The organism is Stutzerimonas stutzeri (assembly GCF_000590475.1).
Classification (GTDB): domain Bacteria; phylum Pseudomonadota; class Gammaproteobacteria; order Pseudomonadales; family Pseudomonadaceae; genus Stutzerimonas; species Stutzerimonas stutzeri_D.
The window spans coordinates 1,600,895-1,617,125 of record NZ_CP007441.1; the positions used below are offsets into that span (position 1 = coordinate 1,600,895).

Annotated in this window: 17 protein-coding genes and 1 riboswitch; of the genes, 12 read left to right on the forward strand and 5 right to left on the reverse strand. The window is 60.7% G+C overall.

The features are described 5' to 3' along the window. The first annotated feature begins 112 nt into the window (after positions 1 to 112). Positions 113 to 1,300, forward strand: coding sequence for an MFS transporter (locus tag CH92_RS07470; RefSeq protein WP_025241150.1), 1,188 nt, complete (start codon positions 113 to 115; stop codon positions 1,298 to 1,300). Positions 1,301 to 1,312: 12 nt separating this feature from the next. On the opposite strand, the gene CH92_RS07475 is transcribed toward CH92_RS07470, so the two are convergent. The 4 genes from CH92_RS07475 to CH92_RS07490 all read right to left on the reverse strand — a co-directional run bounded on the left by CH92_RS07475 (position 1,313) and on the right by CH92_RS07490 (position 4,070). Then, positions 1,313 to 1,807 carry a SprT family zinc-dependent metalloprotease gene (locus CH92_RS07475; RefSeq protein ID WP_025241151.1) on the reverse strand — a complete coding sequence of 165 codons (495 nt, stop codon included), beginning with the start codon at positions 1,805 to 1,807 and terminating at the stop codon, positions 1,313 to 1,315. 55 nt (positions 1,808 to 1,862) lie between these two features. After that, a complete protein-coding gene (locus tag CH92_RS07480; RefSeq protein WP_025241152.1) occupies positions 1,863 to 2,528 on the reverse strand; it encodes a Yip1 family protein in 666 nt (221 codons plus the stop codon). A gap of 174 nt (positions 2,529 to 2,702) precedes the next feature. Beyond that, positions 2,703 to 3,302 (reverse strand): Yip1 family protein, encoded by a 600-nt coding sequence (locus CH92_RS07485; RefSeq protein WP_025241153.1) that lies wholly within the window; start codon positions 3,300 to 3,302, stop codon positions 2,703 to 2,705. A 138-nt stretch (positions 3,303 to 3,440) separates the two neighbouring features. Further along, positions 3,441 to 4,070 (reverse strand): DNA-J related domain-containing protein, encoded by a 630-nt coding sequence (locus CH92_RS07490; RefSeq protein ID WP_025241154.1) that lies wholly within the window; start codon positions 4,068 to 4,070, stop codon positions 3,441 to 3,443. Positions 4,071 to 4,181: 111 nt separating this feature from the next. On the opposite strand from CH92_RS07490, the gene ttcA reads away from it, so the two are divergent. The 8 genes from ttcA (at position 4,182) to nhaD (ending at position 11,668) form a co-directional block, all read left to right on the forward strand. Further along, positions 4,182 to 5,006, forward strand: coding sequence for a tRNA 2-thiocytidine(32) synthetase TtcA (gene ttcA, locus CH92_RS07495; RefSeq protein WP_025241155.1), 825 nt, complete (start codon positions 4,182 to 4,184; stop codon positions 5,004 to 5,006). Positions 5,007 to 5,796: 790 nt separating this feature from the next. After that, complete coding sequence (locus tag CH92_RS07500; protein WP_025241156.1) at positions 5,797 to 6,867, forward strand: 3-deoxy-7-phosphoheptulonate synthase; 1,071 nt, start codon at positions 5,797 to 5,799, stop codon at positions 6,865 to 6,867. A gap of 93 nt (positions 6,868 to 6,960) precedes the next feature. After that, complete coding sequence (locus tag CH92_RS07505) at positions 6,961 to 7,632, forward strand: DNA-3-methyladenine glycosylase I (RefSeq protein ID WP_025241157.1); 672 nt, start codon at positions 6,961 to 6,963, stop codon at positions 7,630 to 7,632. 96 nt (positions 7,633 to 7,728) lie between these two features. Then, positions 7,729 to 8,496 carry an NAD-dependent deacylase gene (locus tag CH92_RS07510; protein ID WP_025241158.1) on the forward strand — a complete coding sequence of 256 codons (768 nt, stop codon included), beginning with the start codon at positions 7,729 to 7,731 and terminating at the stop codon, positions 8,494 to 8,496. Positions 8,497 to 8,563: 67 nt separating this feature from the next. Continuing rightward, positions 8,564 to 9,211, forward strand: coding sequence for a C40 family peptidase (locus CH92_RS07515; RefSeq protein ID WP_025241159.1), 648 nt, complete (start codon positions 8,564 to 8,566; stop codon positions 9,209 to 9,211). Positions 9,212 to 9,294: 83 nt separating this feature from the next. Beyond that, positions 9,295 to 9,822 (forward strand): C40 family peptidase, encoded by a 528-nt coding sequence (locus CH92_RS07520; protein WP_025241160.1) that lies wholly within the window; start codon positions 9,295 to 9,297, stop codon positions 9,820 to 9,822. A gap of 117 nt (positions 9,823 to 9,939) precedes the next feature. Then, positions 9,940 to 10,260: a hypothetical protein gene (locus tag CH92_RS07525; RefSeq protein ID WP_025241161.1), complete on the forward strand. Its 321-nt coding sequence runs from the start codon at positions 9,940 to 9,942 to the stop codon at positions 10,258 to 10,260. 142 nt (positions 10,261 to 10,402) lie between these two features. Continuing rightward, on the forward strand, positions 10,403 to 11,668 hold the full coding sequence (nhaD, locus tag CH92_RS07530) for a sodium:proton antiporter NhaD (RefSeq protein ID WP_025241162.1): 1,266 nt from the start codon (positions 10,403 to 10,405) through the stop codon (positions 11,666 to 11,668). 47 nt (positions 11,669 to 11,715) lie between these two features. Here the strand turns inward: nhaD and CH92_RS07535 are convergent, their stop codons facing one another. Next, a complete protein-coding gene (locus CH92_RS07535) occupies positions 11,716 to 12,519 on the reverse strand; it encodes a metallophosphoesterase family protein (protein ID WP_025241163.1) in 804 nt (267 codons plus the stop codon). Between the two features lie 163 nt (positions 12,520 to 12,682). Then, a riboswitch (cobalamin riboswitch) is annotated at positions 12,683 to 12,902 on the forward strand. A 115-nt stretch (positions 12,903 to 13,017) separates the two neighbouring features. Here CH92_RS07535 and btuB point away from each other — a divergent pair. Genes btuB through cobO form a run of 3 tightly spaced genes read left to right on the forward strand, consistent with a single transcriptional unit; the run spans position 13,018 to position 16,089 of the window. Next, positions 13,018 to 14,883 carry a TonB-dependent vitamin B12 receptor gene (btuB, locus tag CH92_RS07540; RefSeq protein ID WP_025241164.1) on the forward strand — a complete coding sequence of 622 codons (1,866 nt, stop codon included), beginning with the start codon at positions 13,018 to 13,020 and terminating at the stop codon, positions 14,881 to 14,883. A 28-nt stretch (positions 14,884 to 14,911) separates the two neighbouring features. Beyond that, entirely contained in the window at positions 14,912 to 15,487 is a 576-nt protein-coding gene (locus CH92_RS07545; RefSeq protein ID WP_025241165.1) for a hypothetical protein, read from the forward strand. Continuing rightward, positions 15,487 to 16,089, forward strand: a complete 603-nt coding sequence (gene cobO / locus CH92_RS07550) for a cob(I)yrinic acid a,c-diamide adenosyltransferase (RefSeq protein WP_025241166.1) — start codon at positions 15,487 to 15,489, stop codon at positions 16,087 to 16,089. The genes CH92_RS07545 and cobO overlap by 1 nt, the downstream gene beginning before the upstream one ends. Positions 16,090 to 16,231: the final 142 nt, after the last annotated feature.

Sequence of the window (16,231 nt, forward strand, 5' to 3'; positions counted from 1 at the left end):
GACCGTTATGCAGTAATCGGCTCAACGGTCCGGGCGCATGGCTCGCCGTGGTTGTGCTAGCCTGCGCGGCTTTTTTGGGCTCGCTCAAGAGCCCGGGTGTATGGATAAACGCATGTCTTCTGATTCGCTCGGTTCCTCCCACCTCAAGCGCGGTACTCCTGCCTATCGCCGGGCAACGCTCGCGCTGTTCTGCGCGGGGTTCGCCACCTTCGCCATGCTGTACTGCGTACAGCCATTGCTGCCGCTGCTGGCGTCGCATTTCGCCGTCTCGGCAGCCAGCAGCAGCCTGGCGTTGTCGTTGACCACCTTGTCGCTGGCGCTCTGCTTGCTGGTGTCGGGTGGCCTGGCGGAAAGCTGGGGGCGCAAACCTGTCATGGGGCTGGCGCTGACGCTGGCTTGCCTGCTTGGTCTTGCCTGCGTAACGGTGCAATCGTGGTCGCTGTTACTTGTCCTGCGGGCCTTGCTGGGGCTTGCGCTCAGCGGCCTGCCGGCATTGGCAATGGCGTACGTCGGTGAGGAGTTCGATCCCGAATCGTTACCTGCAGCGATGGGCTTGTACATCGGCGGGACCGCTCTTGGTGGGTTGTTGGGCCGGTTACTGTCGGGCCTGTTGAGCGATATTGGCGGCTGGCAGCTAGCGCTGGGTGGAATCGCCGGGTTGGCGCTGGTGGCGCTGGGGTTGTTCGTCTGGCTACTACCGGCGTCACGTCATTTCAAGGCGCAGCCTCTTTCGCTGCGCGGACTGCTGGCCAATTTCGCTCAGCACTTGAGCAACCCGATCCTGCGCAATCTATTTCTGCAGGGATTCCTGCTGATGGGCGGCTTCGTCGCGCTGTTCAACTACATCGGTTTCCGGCTGGCCGGTGCACCGTTCGGTTTGTCTTCGACCGTCATTGGTCTGCTGTTCGTGGTCTATCTGGCAGGCATTTTGAGTGCTGGCTGGGCGGGACGGCTGGTGCCGCGCTGGGGCGCTAGAGCCGTCCTCCAATGTGGTATCGGGCTGATGTTGCTGGGTATCGGGTTGTGCGCAACGCCTTGGCTGGTCGCGATCGTTATCGGGCTGGCACTGTTTACGCTGGGCTTTTTTGCCGCGCATGCCGTGGCCAGCGGCCAGATCGGCGTACACGCCAAAGGTGCCAAGGCGCAGGCCTCCGCGCTGTATCTCTGTGCTTATTATCTGGGATCGAGTGTGGTGGGCTATGCCGCCGGTTACGTCTGGGAACATGCGGGCTGGCTGCCGCTGATGGCGGTGCTCGCGGCGCTATTGGTGCTTGCGGCCTGGCGGGCCAGGAGCCTATAGCGTGCGACCGGCTTACTCAATCCGTTGCTCGCCGCTGAATACCAGAGTGGCGCGACAGCTGCGGCAGAAGTACCGGCGGCCCTTGCGCACCAGCGCATGACGTTGCGAAGTGAAGGGGAAATCCTGACCGGCACAAGCGCAGCGATAGATGTAGCGGCTGACCTGCCGACGGCTGATCTCGTAGCTATGGCAGCGGTCAGGTGTCAGTTCGTAGACGCCCTGCATAATCAATTGCCACTCTTCGCCATGAGGGCGAATCCGGCCGCCGAACATTTGGTGTGCAATCAGATGCGCGACCTCGTGGGCGACGGTCTGCTTGAGAAAGTGTTCGCGATTTTCTCGGTACAACTGCGGGTTGAAGCGCAGCAGATTGGTGTTCAGATGCGCAACGCCAGCTTTTTGCCCGCGTAATTTGAAACTGACTTGCGGGCGTTCGAATCGCTGGTTGAAAAAGGTCTCGGCCAACTGATAGCAGGCTTCGACACGGGCATGTAGCTGTTCGGGCATAGGGGCCTCCGAAGAAGCCCGGAATTATGCCGCAATGTGCCAGGCTGGCAACCGTTCAGAGACCGCCGGGTTCCTCCTGGGGCCGTTCCTCCTGCGTGCCGTAACTCTGGTTTTGCTCAACGGTGCGCTCGTAGTTGGGTTCCAGCGAAAGCGTCCAGAAAAGAATCATGCTGACCAGCACGGTAACCAATACGAGCAACGCGACGCCCCAGATCGAACTGGCATAGAGAAAACTCTGCGAGCTGCGCTGACGCATGAACGCGGGTAGACCGGTAAACAGAAGATAGGTGGAATAGATGCCGGCGATCAGCAAGACGATGGCGGCAAACCACCGGTTCGGATACAGCCCGGTGATGCCTGCGACGAGGAAGGGGGTGATGACGTAAGCGATGAACCCGATGCACTGGTTCAAGTTCGGTCGCACCTCGAATGCACGGGCCATCCAGCGGACAAAGAAGCCCATGATCACCGTGCCGATGATGATGGTGACGTACAACAGCAGGCATAGCTGCAAGGCGCTGGCGAAGTCGAGCCTCACTCGCTCTTCATCCACGAGGCTCCAACCCACAACGGTGATTCCGATGAATAGACAGACGCTGGGAATCAGCGCCAGTAACAGCAGGTGCATCACGTAATGCAGGTTATGGGCATCTTCCTTTTGACGGATGATTTCCCAGGCACGGTCCGGCCGGGTGAACAAGCTGATGAATTCTGGGGTCATGGTGCCTCCTGATGCCGATGCTTGAGCGCTGCTGTTGTTGATGTAGACGCTCAAGCGCGACAGGGATTCAAATCCATGGCCGCTGACGAAGCAGGAAAGGCAAGGTGCTGCGGGAATTTTTGCAAAGGTATAGCCGGCGCGGAATGGGGCGCGCCGGCTGAGTTGACGAACAGATCAGCGTACGTAGATGGGGCCGACGCCCATACCCCACGTGATCACCGACAGCGCGATGATTGCCACCAGTACCACCAGGCCGACCGCAAGTATCGAACTGGAGAACAGGAAACCCTCATCCGAGGGGATATTCATGAATGTCGGTAGGCCGACATAGAGCAGGTAGGTTGTGTAGCAGATCGCTGCCGTACCGACGATCATCCCCAGCCAGATGTGCGGGTAGAGCGCGGCCAGGCCCCCGACGAATAGCGGGGTGGCGGTGTAAGCCGCGAACACGATGCACTGCACCAACGTCGGGTTGGCGTCATAGGTGCGCGACATCCAGTGAATGAATCCGCCCATTACCGCGACGCCGGCCAGCATCGCTAGGTAGGACATGAGGGTAAGCTGCATGGCGCTGCTTTCGGTCAGCTTCACCGCTTCCCCACCGCCGATGCTCCAGCCGACCTGGGTGGTGCCGATGAATGCCGATATGGCGGGTATCGCCGCCAGCACCATTACCTCCCCAAGGTGCAGATGTCCGACTTTGCGTTCTTCGCCGGTGATTTCCTGCCATTCCTGGCCAGGGTGAGCAAACAGTCCCCAAACGTGATTGATCATGCCAGCGTCTCCTCGGTTTTGGAGGGTCGCTTCGCCTGGCGTGCCGTCAGTTGGACGGGCGTGCGACCTTAAGTCGCAGTATAGGAAGTTGACGGTACGGCGCACCGGGCACTGTTAGAGCGTTTGGAAGCTATGCGATCAGCGGTAATAGCGTTGCAGTATTTCCATCGCCAGATTGATTGACTGAATCCGAGCGGTGCTTCCGCCTCGGTCAGGGTGATGGATGCTGACCAGCTGGCGATAGCGACGTTTGATGGTATGGATACTCAGCGAAGCGGATTCCTGGTCCAGCTCGAACAACTCGAGGGCTGCGCGTTTTTGCTCCGGATCCCAGTCAACGCCGGGCTCGCCGCGCTGATCCCCCCGCATTCGCGACCAGAAGCTTGCCAGCAGACGCTCGACCTCGCTTTCATCGGTGTCGCGCAGGTTGCTCAGGTCAAGGTAGTACATGCGCAGCGGGTCATTCTCAATGATTCCGCTGGCTCCAGGCTCGTAGGGTTGAAGCTGGACGCACAGTGGTGAGATTTGCAGATTGTGGCGGCGCTCGCCCCAGAGCTGATCCCGCAGGCGGTACAGGGCGTTGAACACGAGAAAATGGGTGCGAAACAGCACCAACTTGTCGAGCAGCGGCAGGTTGGGGATATGAGTGCTGTGACGGGCCTTGAGCTGTTGGATCAGTTGATATTCGCTACAGCCCTGCGGCTGTTCGCCTAGCAACACGTACACCTGCTCGGCCAGGTCCATTTCGGGTTCGAGGTCATCGTTCATGCCGGCAAGCCTAGCATAGCGCCAGTAGTCAATTCGCTGGGCAATGGGGTAGGGCGCGGCGTGCTTTGCGCGTAAAATGCGCGCCTTTCGCATTCTCACCGGACTCCTGAAATGGGCAACCTCTCGGTCAACCAGAACAAACTGCAGAAGCGTCTACGCCGCCTCGCCGGCGAAGCCGTTACCGATTTCAACATGATCGAGGACGGGGACAAGGTCATGGTTTGCCTGTCCGGCGGCAAGGACAGCTACACCATGCTCGACGTGCTGCTGTATCTGCAGAAGGTCGCACCGATCAAGTTCGAGATTGTCGCGGTGAACATGGATCAGAAGCAGCCTGGCTTCCCCGACCACGTTCTGCCCGAGTACCTCAAATCCATCGGCGTTGCGTATCACATTGTCGAGAAGGACACCTATTCGGTAGTCAAGGAGAAGATTCCGGAAGGCAAGACCACCTGCTCGCTGTGCTCGCGCCTGCGTCGCGGCACCCTCTATACCTTCGCCGACGAGATTGGCGCAACGAAAATGGCGCTGGGTCACCATCGCGATGACATTCTGGAAACCTTCTTTCTCAACATGTTCTACGGCGGCACGCTCAAGGCCATGCCGCCGAAGCTGCTGTCCGACGATGGCCGCAACGTGGTGATTCGACCATTGGCCTATTGCAGTGAGGCGGACATCGAAGCCTATTCGCAGATGAAGGAATTTCCGATCATTCCGTGCAACCTCTGCGGCTCGCAGGAAAACCTCCAGCGCCAGGTGGTCAAGGAAATGCTGCAGGAGTGGGAGCGAAAATCGCCAGGGCGCGTCGAGATCATGTTCCGTGCATTGCAGAACGTGGTGCCCTCGCAACTGGCCGATCGCAATCTTTTCGACTTCACCAGCCTGCGTATCGATGACGCCGCGACGCCGCGCTTCCTCGATGTGATGAGTCTGTAAAAGCGGCGGCAAGCTTCGAGTCACAGATGCAAGTAGAGGCGTAAAGCCTGAGATATGTCACTTGACGGAGTGGGCCGGGCGGCGTTCGGCTTCGCCCATCAGTGCCAATGACTTATGCCCGCACCGTTGTGTGGGCTGAAGCCCACCCTACCAGTTGATAGCGCAAGGATGCGTGCGGCCTGGCGCCGATACGCTGCTCGGCTTTTATGCTTGCGGCTGTAGCTCGAACCAGCCGCTGCTCTTGATATAGGGCGGGCTTCAGCCCACCCGCCGTGTGAATCGCGCCCATGACTTGGCTTGGGGTTCTAGGCGGAACGCTGCTGATCCAGGCTATATGCTTGCGGCGAGCAGCTTGCAGCAGTAAGGTAAGCGCCATTCAGGAGTTCAATATGTCCCTCAGCCTCGCCTCCCTTTCTCATGCAAACGTCGGTGCCGCGCGCGCCGCGCAATTGCGTGGCCAAGTGATCGCGGCTGATGGTTATTACTTTGGGTATTGGTTTAGCCATAGGCGCGCCTGATCCCCCTCCGGCGCCCTAGCAAGCAGGGTCGCCACCAGACAGTTTTCGAACCCCCGGTCGGCCACCCGACCGGGGGTTTGTTTTTTTCCGGCCTGAAAAGGCCACTCGAGCCGAGGACACCATCATGTACAGCTACCGCAACGCTTACCGCACCTACCGCGATGACTGGCGATTTAGCCGTTTCAACGCTGCCACCCCGAAACCTCTAGACCGAACACTTCGCTAGCGCCGACGCGGCAAAGATGCCGCGCCGGCCAAAGGACCGCCAGATCATGAACGCACCGATTTCCGCTCAACTCGTCGATTGCAATCCCCACGCTGCCCCGTCTAAACGCAGCGCTCATCCGTTGCCCAGTCCCGCCGTTCTGCGTCAGCGCCTGCCGCTCAGTGCCGCGCTCGCCACACGCATCCATGCCGACCGCAGCGCCATCCGCGCCGTGCTCGATGGCAGCGACCCGCGGCTGCTCGTCGTGGTCGGCCCGTGCTCGCTGCACGATCCTGAATCCGCACTTGAATACGCCGAGCGCCTCGCTGAGCTGGCGCCTCAGGTTGATGATCGGCTGCTGCTGGTGATGCGGGCCTACGTGGAAAAGCCGCGGACCACGATCGGTTGGAAAGGGCTGGTCTACGATCCCCACCTGGACGGCAGTGGCGATATGGCCGAAGGCCTGAGCCTGTCACGTCGGTTGATGATGGACATTCTCGAGCGCGGTCTGCCGATCGCCACCGAATTGCTGCAGCCCTTGGCAGCCGGCTATTTCGAGGACCTGTTGGGATGGGCCGCCATTGGCGCGCGTACCAGCGAATCGCAGATTCATCGGGAACTGGTGAGCGGCCTGGATCTGCCGGTGGGCTTCAAGAATGGCACCGACGGCAGCCTTGGAATCGCCTGCGATGCCATGCGCTCGGCCGAGCACGCGCACCAGCACTTCGGCATCGACGACCTTGGGCATCCGGCGTTGGTGCAGACCCGTGGTAATCCGGATACCCATTTGGTGTTGCGTGGTGGGCACGCTGGGCCGAACTATGACGAAAAGAGCGTCACCCTGGCACGCGAAGTGTTGCTACGCCAGCGCATCGCGCCGCGGATCATGGTCGATTGCAGCCATGCCAACAGCGGCAAGGACCCGTTGCGTCAGCCGGCAGTGCTGGACGCTGTCATCGATCAGCGCCTGGCTGGAGAGTCGAGCCTGCGCGGGGTGATGCTAGAAAGTCACCTGTTCGATGGCTGTCAGTCTCTGGCCGGAAGCCTGCGTTATGGCGTCTCCATCACCGATGGCTGCCTAGGCTGGGTGGCAACCGAGCGGATGCTGCGCCAAGCCGCGGTGCGCCTACGCGGATAACTCCGCAAGCCCGACCGCGACGGTCGGGCTTGCGGGGCCGGATTGCCAAGGGCACCCTGTGCGGCTCGTTTTGATTCAAGTTTCAGGATCCGCATGCACGATTACAAATGGCTGCACGAATACTGTCTCAATCGTTTCGGTTCAGCCGCGGCTCTGGAAAGTCGCCTGCCGCAACCGAACAGCCCCGATGAGTTGCGGGCCGTTCCCGATGACCGTTACCTGTCGCTGATCAGCCTGCGAATATTCCGCGCCGGACTCAAGCACAGCTTGGTGGATGCCAAGTGGCCGGCCTTCGAGGAGGTGTTCTTCCGCTTCGATCCGGAAAAGCTGGTACTCATGGGCGGTGAGCACATCGAGCGTCTGATGCAAGACGCCCGCATCATCCGGCACCTGGGCAAGCTCAAGAGCGTGCCGCGTAACGCGCAATTCGTGCTCGACGTGGCCAAGGAGCACGGCAGCTTCGGCAACCTGATCGCCGAGTGGCCGGTAACCGATATCGTCGGGCTGTGGCGTTACCTGGCCAAGCACGGCAGCCAGCTCGGCGGATTATCGGCGCCGCGCCTGCTGCGCATGGCGGGCAAGGATACCTTCATCCCCAGCAACGACGTGGTCGCGGCGCTCAAAGCGCAGAAGGTGGTCGACAAGGTTCCCAGTAGTCAGCGCGATCAGGCGGCGGTACAAGCGCTATTCAATCAATGGCACAACGACAGCGGTCGGCCCATGTGCCAGCTGTCGGCTATGCTGGCGTTTACCGTCAATCATTAAGGTCGATGCGTTTCGAGTCGAAGCGTTATCGAGGACCTCGTGAAAAGCATGCAGGGCGGGTCGAAGCGCAAAAGTCGATGGCGGAGGAGGGCAGGGTTGGACGGGGGCATTCAGCAAGTCGGCGAGGCGTTGCGACAAGCGGAGCGCATCTTGATCATCACCGGCGCCGGGCTTTCGGCTGACTCCGGATTACCGACCTACCGTGGCGTGGGCGGACTTTATAACGGTCACACCGAAGATGGCCTGCCGATCGAAGCCGCCTTGTCCGGGCCGATGCTCGATCTCGATCCAGCGCTGTGCTGGAAATACCTGGCTGAAATCGGCCGCGCCTGCATGACCGCCAAGCCCAACGTCGGTCACCTTGCCATCGCTGAACTGCAGCGGCGCAAACCGGACTGTTGGGTATTGACCCAGAACGTTGACGGTTATCACCTGGCGGCGGGAAGCCCGCCACAGCGTCTGATCGAAATTCACGGCACGTTCGCACCGCTGTTCTGCATGGTGTGCGGTCAGGAAGGTGCTGAACTGGCGAGCCATCTCATCCGCCCCTTGCCTCCGCGCTGCGCAAATTGCAGTGGGGTGCTGCGACCGCCAGTGGTGCTGTTCGAAGAAATGCTGCCGGACTTGGCGCTGGGGCGCTTGCAGGCTCAGTTGCTCGAAGGCTTTGACGTCGTGGTGGCGGTGGGGACGTCGGCAAGTTTTGCCTATATTGTCGAACCGTTACTTCGCGTCCGAAACAGTGGCGGCTTTACGGCGCAGATCGACCCGGCCGCCAGCGAGCTGTCGCTCCTGGTCGATGTTCATATAGCCGAGGCCGCCTCAGACGTTTTGCCGCGGCTAGTTCGTCACATTTACACTGATTAAATTTGCTGTCACGGGGCGTCGGCAGGCATAGTTCCGCCACTTCTGACTTCCCGACATGTCTAGTGCCATGCGCCAACGCCTCGCACCGCTGTTGCCCATCTCTCTGATCATACTGTTGGCGGCCTGTGCCGTTCATCCAGAGCAGTCCGAAGTTCCGGTCGTGCCGCAGGGCTTCGCATTCGACTTTTCTGACAATATGTCCGACGCGCAGAGCGGTGCCCAGTCCGAGTCGGAAGAGCCCACGGAACAGCAACTGCGTGAACTCGCCGACGAACAAAGCTACGAACTCCCGGCACTGGCCGATAGCGTGCTGGAGCTCGGCTTCAAGCTGGTTGGCACACCGTATCGCTACGGGGGCAGCTCAACCAAGACGGGCTTCGATTGCAGCGGCTTCGTCGGCTTTCTGTTTCGTAAGGAAGCGGGAATCGACCTGCCGCGTTCGACTCGCGAAATGATCAATCTGGACGCGCCGAAGATTGCCCGCAGCGACCTCGAGCCCGGCGATGTGGTGTTTTTCAACAATCGCGGCCGCGGGCGTGTCAGCCACACCGGCATTTACATCGGCAACGATCAGTTCATTCACTCGGCCAGTCGCCGCAGCGGAGGCGTTCGTGTCGATAGCCTGGACGACAAGTACTGGCGCACCAGTTTCATGCAGGCCAAGCGTGTCCTGGCGCTGGCGCACGATTCCAGCGCGGTTCCCACTCATCATTGACCGCTGAAAGAGCGTTGCGTCGGGCTTGCATCCGCAAACGCATGCCGGCAGAGTGATGGCTCATTTGCCTGGACCGCTCTGTCATGCTCCTTCTGGCCCGTTTCCTGACCGTCTTGGTAACTGCCGTCCTGGTAACTGCCTGCTCCAGTCGGGCGCCGGTCGAGCCGACGGTCGTTGCACCCCGGCCGACGCAGCAATATCCCGGAACGGCCGAAGAGGTGTTGTTCACCGCCTTGGGTCTGGTCGGCACGCCTTATCGCTACGGCGGTAATACACCTGACGGCGGCTTCGATTGCAGCGGTTTGATCGGTTATGTCTACCGAGGAGCGGCGGGTGTCGCGCTACCACGGACCACGCGTGAGATGAACGCCATGCACGGTCAGGCCGTCAAGCGCGATGCGCTGAAAGCGGGCGATCTGCTGTTCTTCGCTACCAGTGGTGGGCGCCATGTCAGCCACGCGGGAATCTATGTGGGCGAAGGACGTTTCGTCCATGCGCCATCGACCGGTGGAACCGTACGCCTGGACAGTCTTTCCAACCGTTATTGGCAGAAAAACTACCTCAGTGCCAAGCGCGTTCTCGACAGCGAGCGCCTCGCTCGCAATCCGTAGCTGCCTGCGGCTGATCGGGATGGGAGCCCGGAGCGGGGCACTTCTTGCGTGCCGGCGGACAGGGCTAGCAAACCTTGACGGCGGTCGCGTTTGGCATTGCGACTCGAGGCTCTTTCAATGGCGCCGATCATGCGACTTCCGGACCAGCCTGATGCCTGCGAGCTCTGCCTCCGTCAGGCGCCGCTGACTCGCCATCATCTGATTCCCAAAGCTCTGCATGGCAAAACCTACGTGCGCAAGCGCTTCGGACGGGAAGCGCGGATCACCGCCACCTTGTGGGTTTGTCGACCCTGTCATAACCAGATCCATCGCCTGTTCAGCGAGAAGGAGCTGGCGCTCACCTTCAACAGTCGCGACGCCTTGTTGAGCGATCCTCGCTTGCGCACGTTCGTTGACTGGCTGTCTAGCAAGCCTGCCGGATTCGTGCCTCGTCATTGATTCCACATGGAATATCTGGAAATACACCGTATTTGACATCTGCCAGCTGTCGAATTGTCGCGCTTTGGCTATGATCCGCGCCCCAACTTCTCGGGTGCGCTAGCCGCGCACGAACCGTTCCCTCTTATACATTTGGTGCCCCATGCCTGTAGTACTTCAGTACCTGCTGATCGGCCTCGCTGTGGCCGCTCTGCTTGGTGTCGTTCTGGAAGAAATAACCCATGTAAACAAAGCCAAGGTCACGCTGTTCTTCGGCACCCTGGCCTGGATGCTGCTGTTCATTTTTTCGCCCGAAGGCGCTGAGCGCGATCTGGTGCTGGACAGCCTCAACGAGAACATCGCGGAAATTGCCGGGCTCTGGATCTTTCTGGTGGCTGCGATGACCTTCGTCGCCTACCTGAACAAGAAGGGCATGATCGAGAATCTGATCTATCTGGTATTGCCCAAGCGAATCAGTGAGCGCGCGCTGTTGTTCCTGACCGCGACATTCTGCTTCGTATTCTCTTCACTGGCGGACAACATCACCGCGACTCTCGTATCGATAACCCTGATCATGTCGCTCAAACTCAGCGCAGAGAAGACCATTAAGTACGCCGCTCTGGTGGTGTTTGCGGTCAACTCCGGCGGCGTGGCGCTGATCACCGGTGATGTCACCACCCTGATGATCTTCCTTGCCGGCAAGGTAAAAATACTGCAATTGCTGTTGCTGGCATTCCCGGCGTTTTTAGCGGTCTTGCTGTTGGCGGCATTGCTTTCGGTCGGGATGAACGGACAGGTGGTGGTGAACAGCCACCGTACCGACGTGCGCCGGGTCGATATCGCCATTGCACTGATTTTCCTTGGCACCATTCTGTGCACCATTGCCGGCAACTTTTTCTTTCAGATACCGCCGGTGCTGACCTTTCTCACCGGTCTTTCGATCATGTTCCTGGTGGCGCGCTTCTTCAGCGACGACATCGAAACCGATCCGATCCTGGAGTACGTTCGCCAGGTTGAATTCGAAACCCTGTTGTTCTTCCTCGGCATTCTGCTGCTGGTCGGCATGCTCAAGGAGATCCATGTACTCGACGGGCTGGTACGCATCTATGACCAGGTTCCGGCGGTGCTGGCCAACTACCTGATGGGCGTGCTGTCGGCCTCGATCGACAACGTCCCGCTGACGGCCGCGTTGCTCAAGTCCGGTCTGGAAATGGGCATCGCCGAATGGATGGTGCTGACCTATTCGGTTGGCGTTGGCGGCTCGCTGCTGGTGATTGGCTCCGCCGCCGGGATCGTCGCCATGAGCAAGGTGCAAGGACTGACCTTTGGCAGTTACCTCAGGTACAGCCTATATCTGTTCGTTGCGTTCAATCTGGGCTTTGCTGGTGTGTACCTCACCGGGCTGGCAGTGGCAGGCGCAATCGGCTGAGGTCATTCGTTCACAGCGGGTGCCTGCAACGGGCGGCCCGCTGCGCACTACCAGTGCAGATTGAAGTGCGAACCCAGCACGAAGCAGTCATCCAGCAAATCCCAGCGCTCGACACAGGCTTTCTTGTCAGTGCCGGGATGGAGCTTCAGGCGGTTGAAGGAGTTCGGTGAGGTGCCGCGGACCCGCGACGACAGCGTAGTGCCGGCCTGCACCATCCATATCTCCCGCGAAAGTCCGGGGTACTGCTTGGATAACGGCAATACGTAGGGCAGATGGATATGCCCGCCCATTACCAGGTCCAGTCCCTCGTCAGCCCAGCGATGCAACGCATCATCAGCGTTATGCTGCAGATTGCTCAGATCGCTCAGGACCATCGCACCGAATGGCTGGTGCGCGACCACGATGCGCAGCTTGTTCGGGTCGGTCCGCTTGAGCCGCTGCGTGACTGCTAGAACCTGCTCTTCGGTGACCAACCCATCCTTGTGCCGCCGCGGATGCGTGGTGTTGAGCCCGATTATCAACACTTCGTCATCTTCGAACGTGGGCTCAAGATCGTCCCCGAAGTGTCGGCGGTAGTTTCGGTAAGGTGTCAGGAAGCGCGCAAAGATGTTGTACAGCGGGATATCGTGATTGCCTGGGATTACAAGCGTTTCGGCTATGCCATGACCGTGCAATCGCTGGACGAATGCTTGTGCCGCAGCAAACTGCTCGGCTCTGGCGCGCTGGGTAATATCGCCCGAAAAGATCAACAGGTCGGCGCGGTGCTCGCGCACATGTTCTTCCATGGCCTGTACCACGGCCGGTTGCTCAGTGCCGAAATGGGTGTCAGAGATCTGCACGATGGTCGTCATTAGGCTGGCGTTTCTCGGTTAGTGGGCCGATGGCGAGTGGATCATTGTTGCATTCGAAGCCGATCAGCGTCTGGCGTTCCGGTAAATCGCCAGCGAAGTGCATTCGAGTGTGCCGAGGCACTGGCTGGCTCGCTTCCAGTTGCGCTGCGTAGAGCCTTGGACTAACCTCCGCGCTGCTTCAGGTGCCCCCTGGCGAAAAGCCAGTTGGGTGAAACAGGGAAGCCGGTCCATTCTCACGAAAATTCCGGCGCTGCCCCCGCAACGGTAGGCGAGACAAGAAACCGCTCACAGCCACTGTGCCACAGGCATGGGAAGGCGTGGTTTCGGGATGCTTCATGCGTCCGCTCGCAAGCCCGGAGACCGGCCTGTCGCATTCCACGGCAGTGCGGCGGGCGCTGATCGGGGTGCGGCTGCCTGCACCTGCACCTCTTTCATTCTCTCCGTCTGCCTTTATCGACTGTATGTCGTGCGGCGGGCACGACGGAGAATCCCTAACCAATGCGAAGTCCCCTCTCCCTGGCAGTCGTCCTGCTGGGCCTCCCTACCTATGTACTTGCCGAGTCTAGCGCTGCCTTGCACCTGGACCAGCAATTGATCACCGCCAGCCGCACCGGTGGTTCGCCGGTGTCCATTGCGTCCAGCAGTGTCATCACTCGCGACGAAATCGAACGCCAGCAAGCCACGAACGTGCCGGAGTTGCTGCAGCGTCTGGCCGGAGTCAGCATCACCAGCAATGGCGGTCGCGGCAAAAGCACCTCGGTGTCCATTCGCGGCACCAGCGACAAACATGTACTGGTACTGATCGACGGCGTCCGGATCGGTTCGGCCACCTCCGGTAGCGCCGCATTGCAAAGCATTCCGGTGGAGCAGATCGAGCGCATCGAGATCGTGCGTGGGCCGCGTTCCAGCCTGTACGGTTCGGAGGCGATGGGCGGCGTGATCCAGATATTCACCCGCCGCGGCGGTGCCGATGGTGTCAAACCATACTTCTCAGTGGGCGCCGGTTCGCGTTCGAGCTATAGCGGATCGGCCGGCGTGGCCGGCGGCCATGGCAATGGCTGGTTCAACCTCGGCGTGGCCAGCGAGTCCACTGATGGCATCAATGCCCGCGCCTACCGCAGCACTGCGCCCAATGCTTTTGAGCCGGACGCTGACGGCTATCGTGAACTGTCCGCTCTGCTGCGTGCGGGCTATCGCCTCGACAACGGTCTGGAACTCGACGGCAGTTGGCTGCAGAGCGAGAACCACAGCGACTTCGACAGTCGTTCAAGCAGCGGTGCCAGCGGTCGCGACGCCTATAGCGACGGCTCCCTGCAAGCGATCAGCGGCCGCGCGCGCTTCTCACCGTTGGCCTTCTGGGACGTCACTCTGCAAGCGGCGCATAGCGAGGACCTGAGCGACAACTTCCAGGACGGCAACTTCTTTTCGCGCTTCGACACTCGCCGCGACAGCCTGAGCTGGCAGAACGACCTGCGTCTCGGCGAGGCGCAGGTGCTGAGCCTCGGCATGGACTACCAGACGGACCGCATCGACAGCAGCGGCGACTATGCTGAGGACAGCCGCTACAACAAAGGCTATTTCATCCAGTATCAGGCCGCTTTCGGTCGTCATGGCGTGCAGGCCGGCCTGCGCCGCGACGATGACGAATTTTTCGGATCGCACGATACCGGCAGCCTGGGCTACAGCTTCGACCTGAGCGACGCGCTGACGCTAACCGCCGCCTACGGGACGGCCTATCGCGCGCCGACCTTCAACGACCTGTACTACCCGGCCAGCGCGTCTACTGCCGGCAACCCGGACGTGCAACCGGAAGAGTCGGAAAGCTACGAGATCGGCGTCCGCGGCAGCCACGGCTGGGGCGAGTGGAGCGTCAACGCCTATGAAAACCAGATCGAGGATTTGATCGTCTGGGCGGGCAGCAGCCCGATGCGTCCGGAGAATGTCGATGTGGCGCGCATCCGTGGTATCGAAACCACCGTCGCCACCGTGCTGGCCGGCTGGAACGTGGCCGCCAACCTGACCTTCATGGATCCACAGGACCGCAGCAAGGCCAACCATGGCCACTTGCTGCAGCGCCGCGCCAAGCGCCAGTTCAACCTGGATCTGGATCGCCAATTCGGCGCCATCGGCCTGGGCGCTTCGTTGTATGCGGCGAGCGAGCGCTTCGACAAGGTAAGCAATGTCGAAGATTCCCGCATGCCCGGCTACGCACTGATGGACTTGCGCGGCGAATACCGCATCGACGAGGCCTGGCGCCTGCAGGCCAAGCTGGCGAACTTGTTCGACCGCGAATACGAAACGACACAAACCTACGAGCAGCCCGGCCGCGCGGTGTACTTCACCGTCCGCTACCAGGCCCTGTGACCGACAACCCCACCCAAGGAGCACTTCCATGCACGTCCTTTCCACGCGCGCACAGCTGGCAATAGGCGCCGCGCTGATCCTGCTGATGGCCATGACCCGTGGTCAGCACTTCGCCAGCGTCGAGAATCTGCCCAGCGCCAGCTGGTCGATCTTCTTCCTGGCCGGCTTCTATCTGCGCCCGCGCTGGATGTTCGTGCTGCTGTTCGCCGAGGCGTCCGTGCTGGATTTCGGCTCACTGGCCAGCGGCAGCATCAGCGACTGGTGTCTGTCGCCGGCTTACTGGGCGCTGGTGCCTGCCTATGGCAGCCTGTGGCTGGCGGGGCGGCTGTTCGCCAGCTGGCAGCGCGACGACCTGCGTAGCCTGACGCTGCTGGTGATGACGTTGGTGGCGGCGACCTTCGTCGCCTACCTGATCTCTGGCGGCGGCTTCTACTTCTTCTCCGGTCGCTACCCCGAGCCGACGCTGACTGGCTTCCTGCCCCGTATCGGTGAGTACTTCCCGCGTCATTTGATCAACATGGCTTTCTACACGGGTACGGCGCTGGTCCTGCACATTGGCATCGTTTCGGCGCTGCGCCTGAGTCGCACGCGGCAGGTGCACTGATGGAAGGGCGCGACGAGCGACACAAAGCGCGGATGCAGCGCAAGAAGGCGGTTATCGACGCGAAAATCGCCGAGGCGCAGGACGAGTACGGCCTGTTGCTGGTGCACACCGGCAACGGCAAGGGCAAAAGCAGCTCGGCCTTCGGCATGGTCGCCCGTGCGCTCGGCCACGGCATCAAGGTCGGGGTGGTGCAGTTCATCAAGGGCGCTGCGAGCACTGGTGAGGAAACCTTCTTTCGGCGCTTTCCTGACGAGGTCCGCTATCACGTGATGGGTGAAGGCTTTACCTGGGAAACCCAGGATCGCCAGCGCGACATCGCCAAGGCACGTGAAGCCTGGACGGTGGCGGCCGAGTTGTTGGCCGATCCGGGCATTGGATTGGTGGTGCTCGACGAGCTGAACATCGCGCTGAAATACGGGTATCTCGACCTCGACCCCGTGCTCGCTGATATCGAATCGCGACCGATGCCGCAGCACGTGGTGGTTACTGGACGAGGCGCGCCGCCAGGGTTGATTGAAGCGGCCGACACCGTAACGGAAATGAGTCTGGTCAAACATGCCTTCAAGGCCGGGGTGAAGGCGCAGAAAGGGGTGGAGTTCTGATGCCTGCGATCCGGAGCCACGTAGGGTGGATGACGCTTTTTTCATCCACCGTTGGCGTTGGCGTTGGCGTTGGCATTGAGGTCGTTTTTGGTGGATGGGTGGAGCGTCATCCACCCTACGGTGCCGCGTCCGTTGCCGGTCA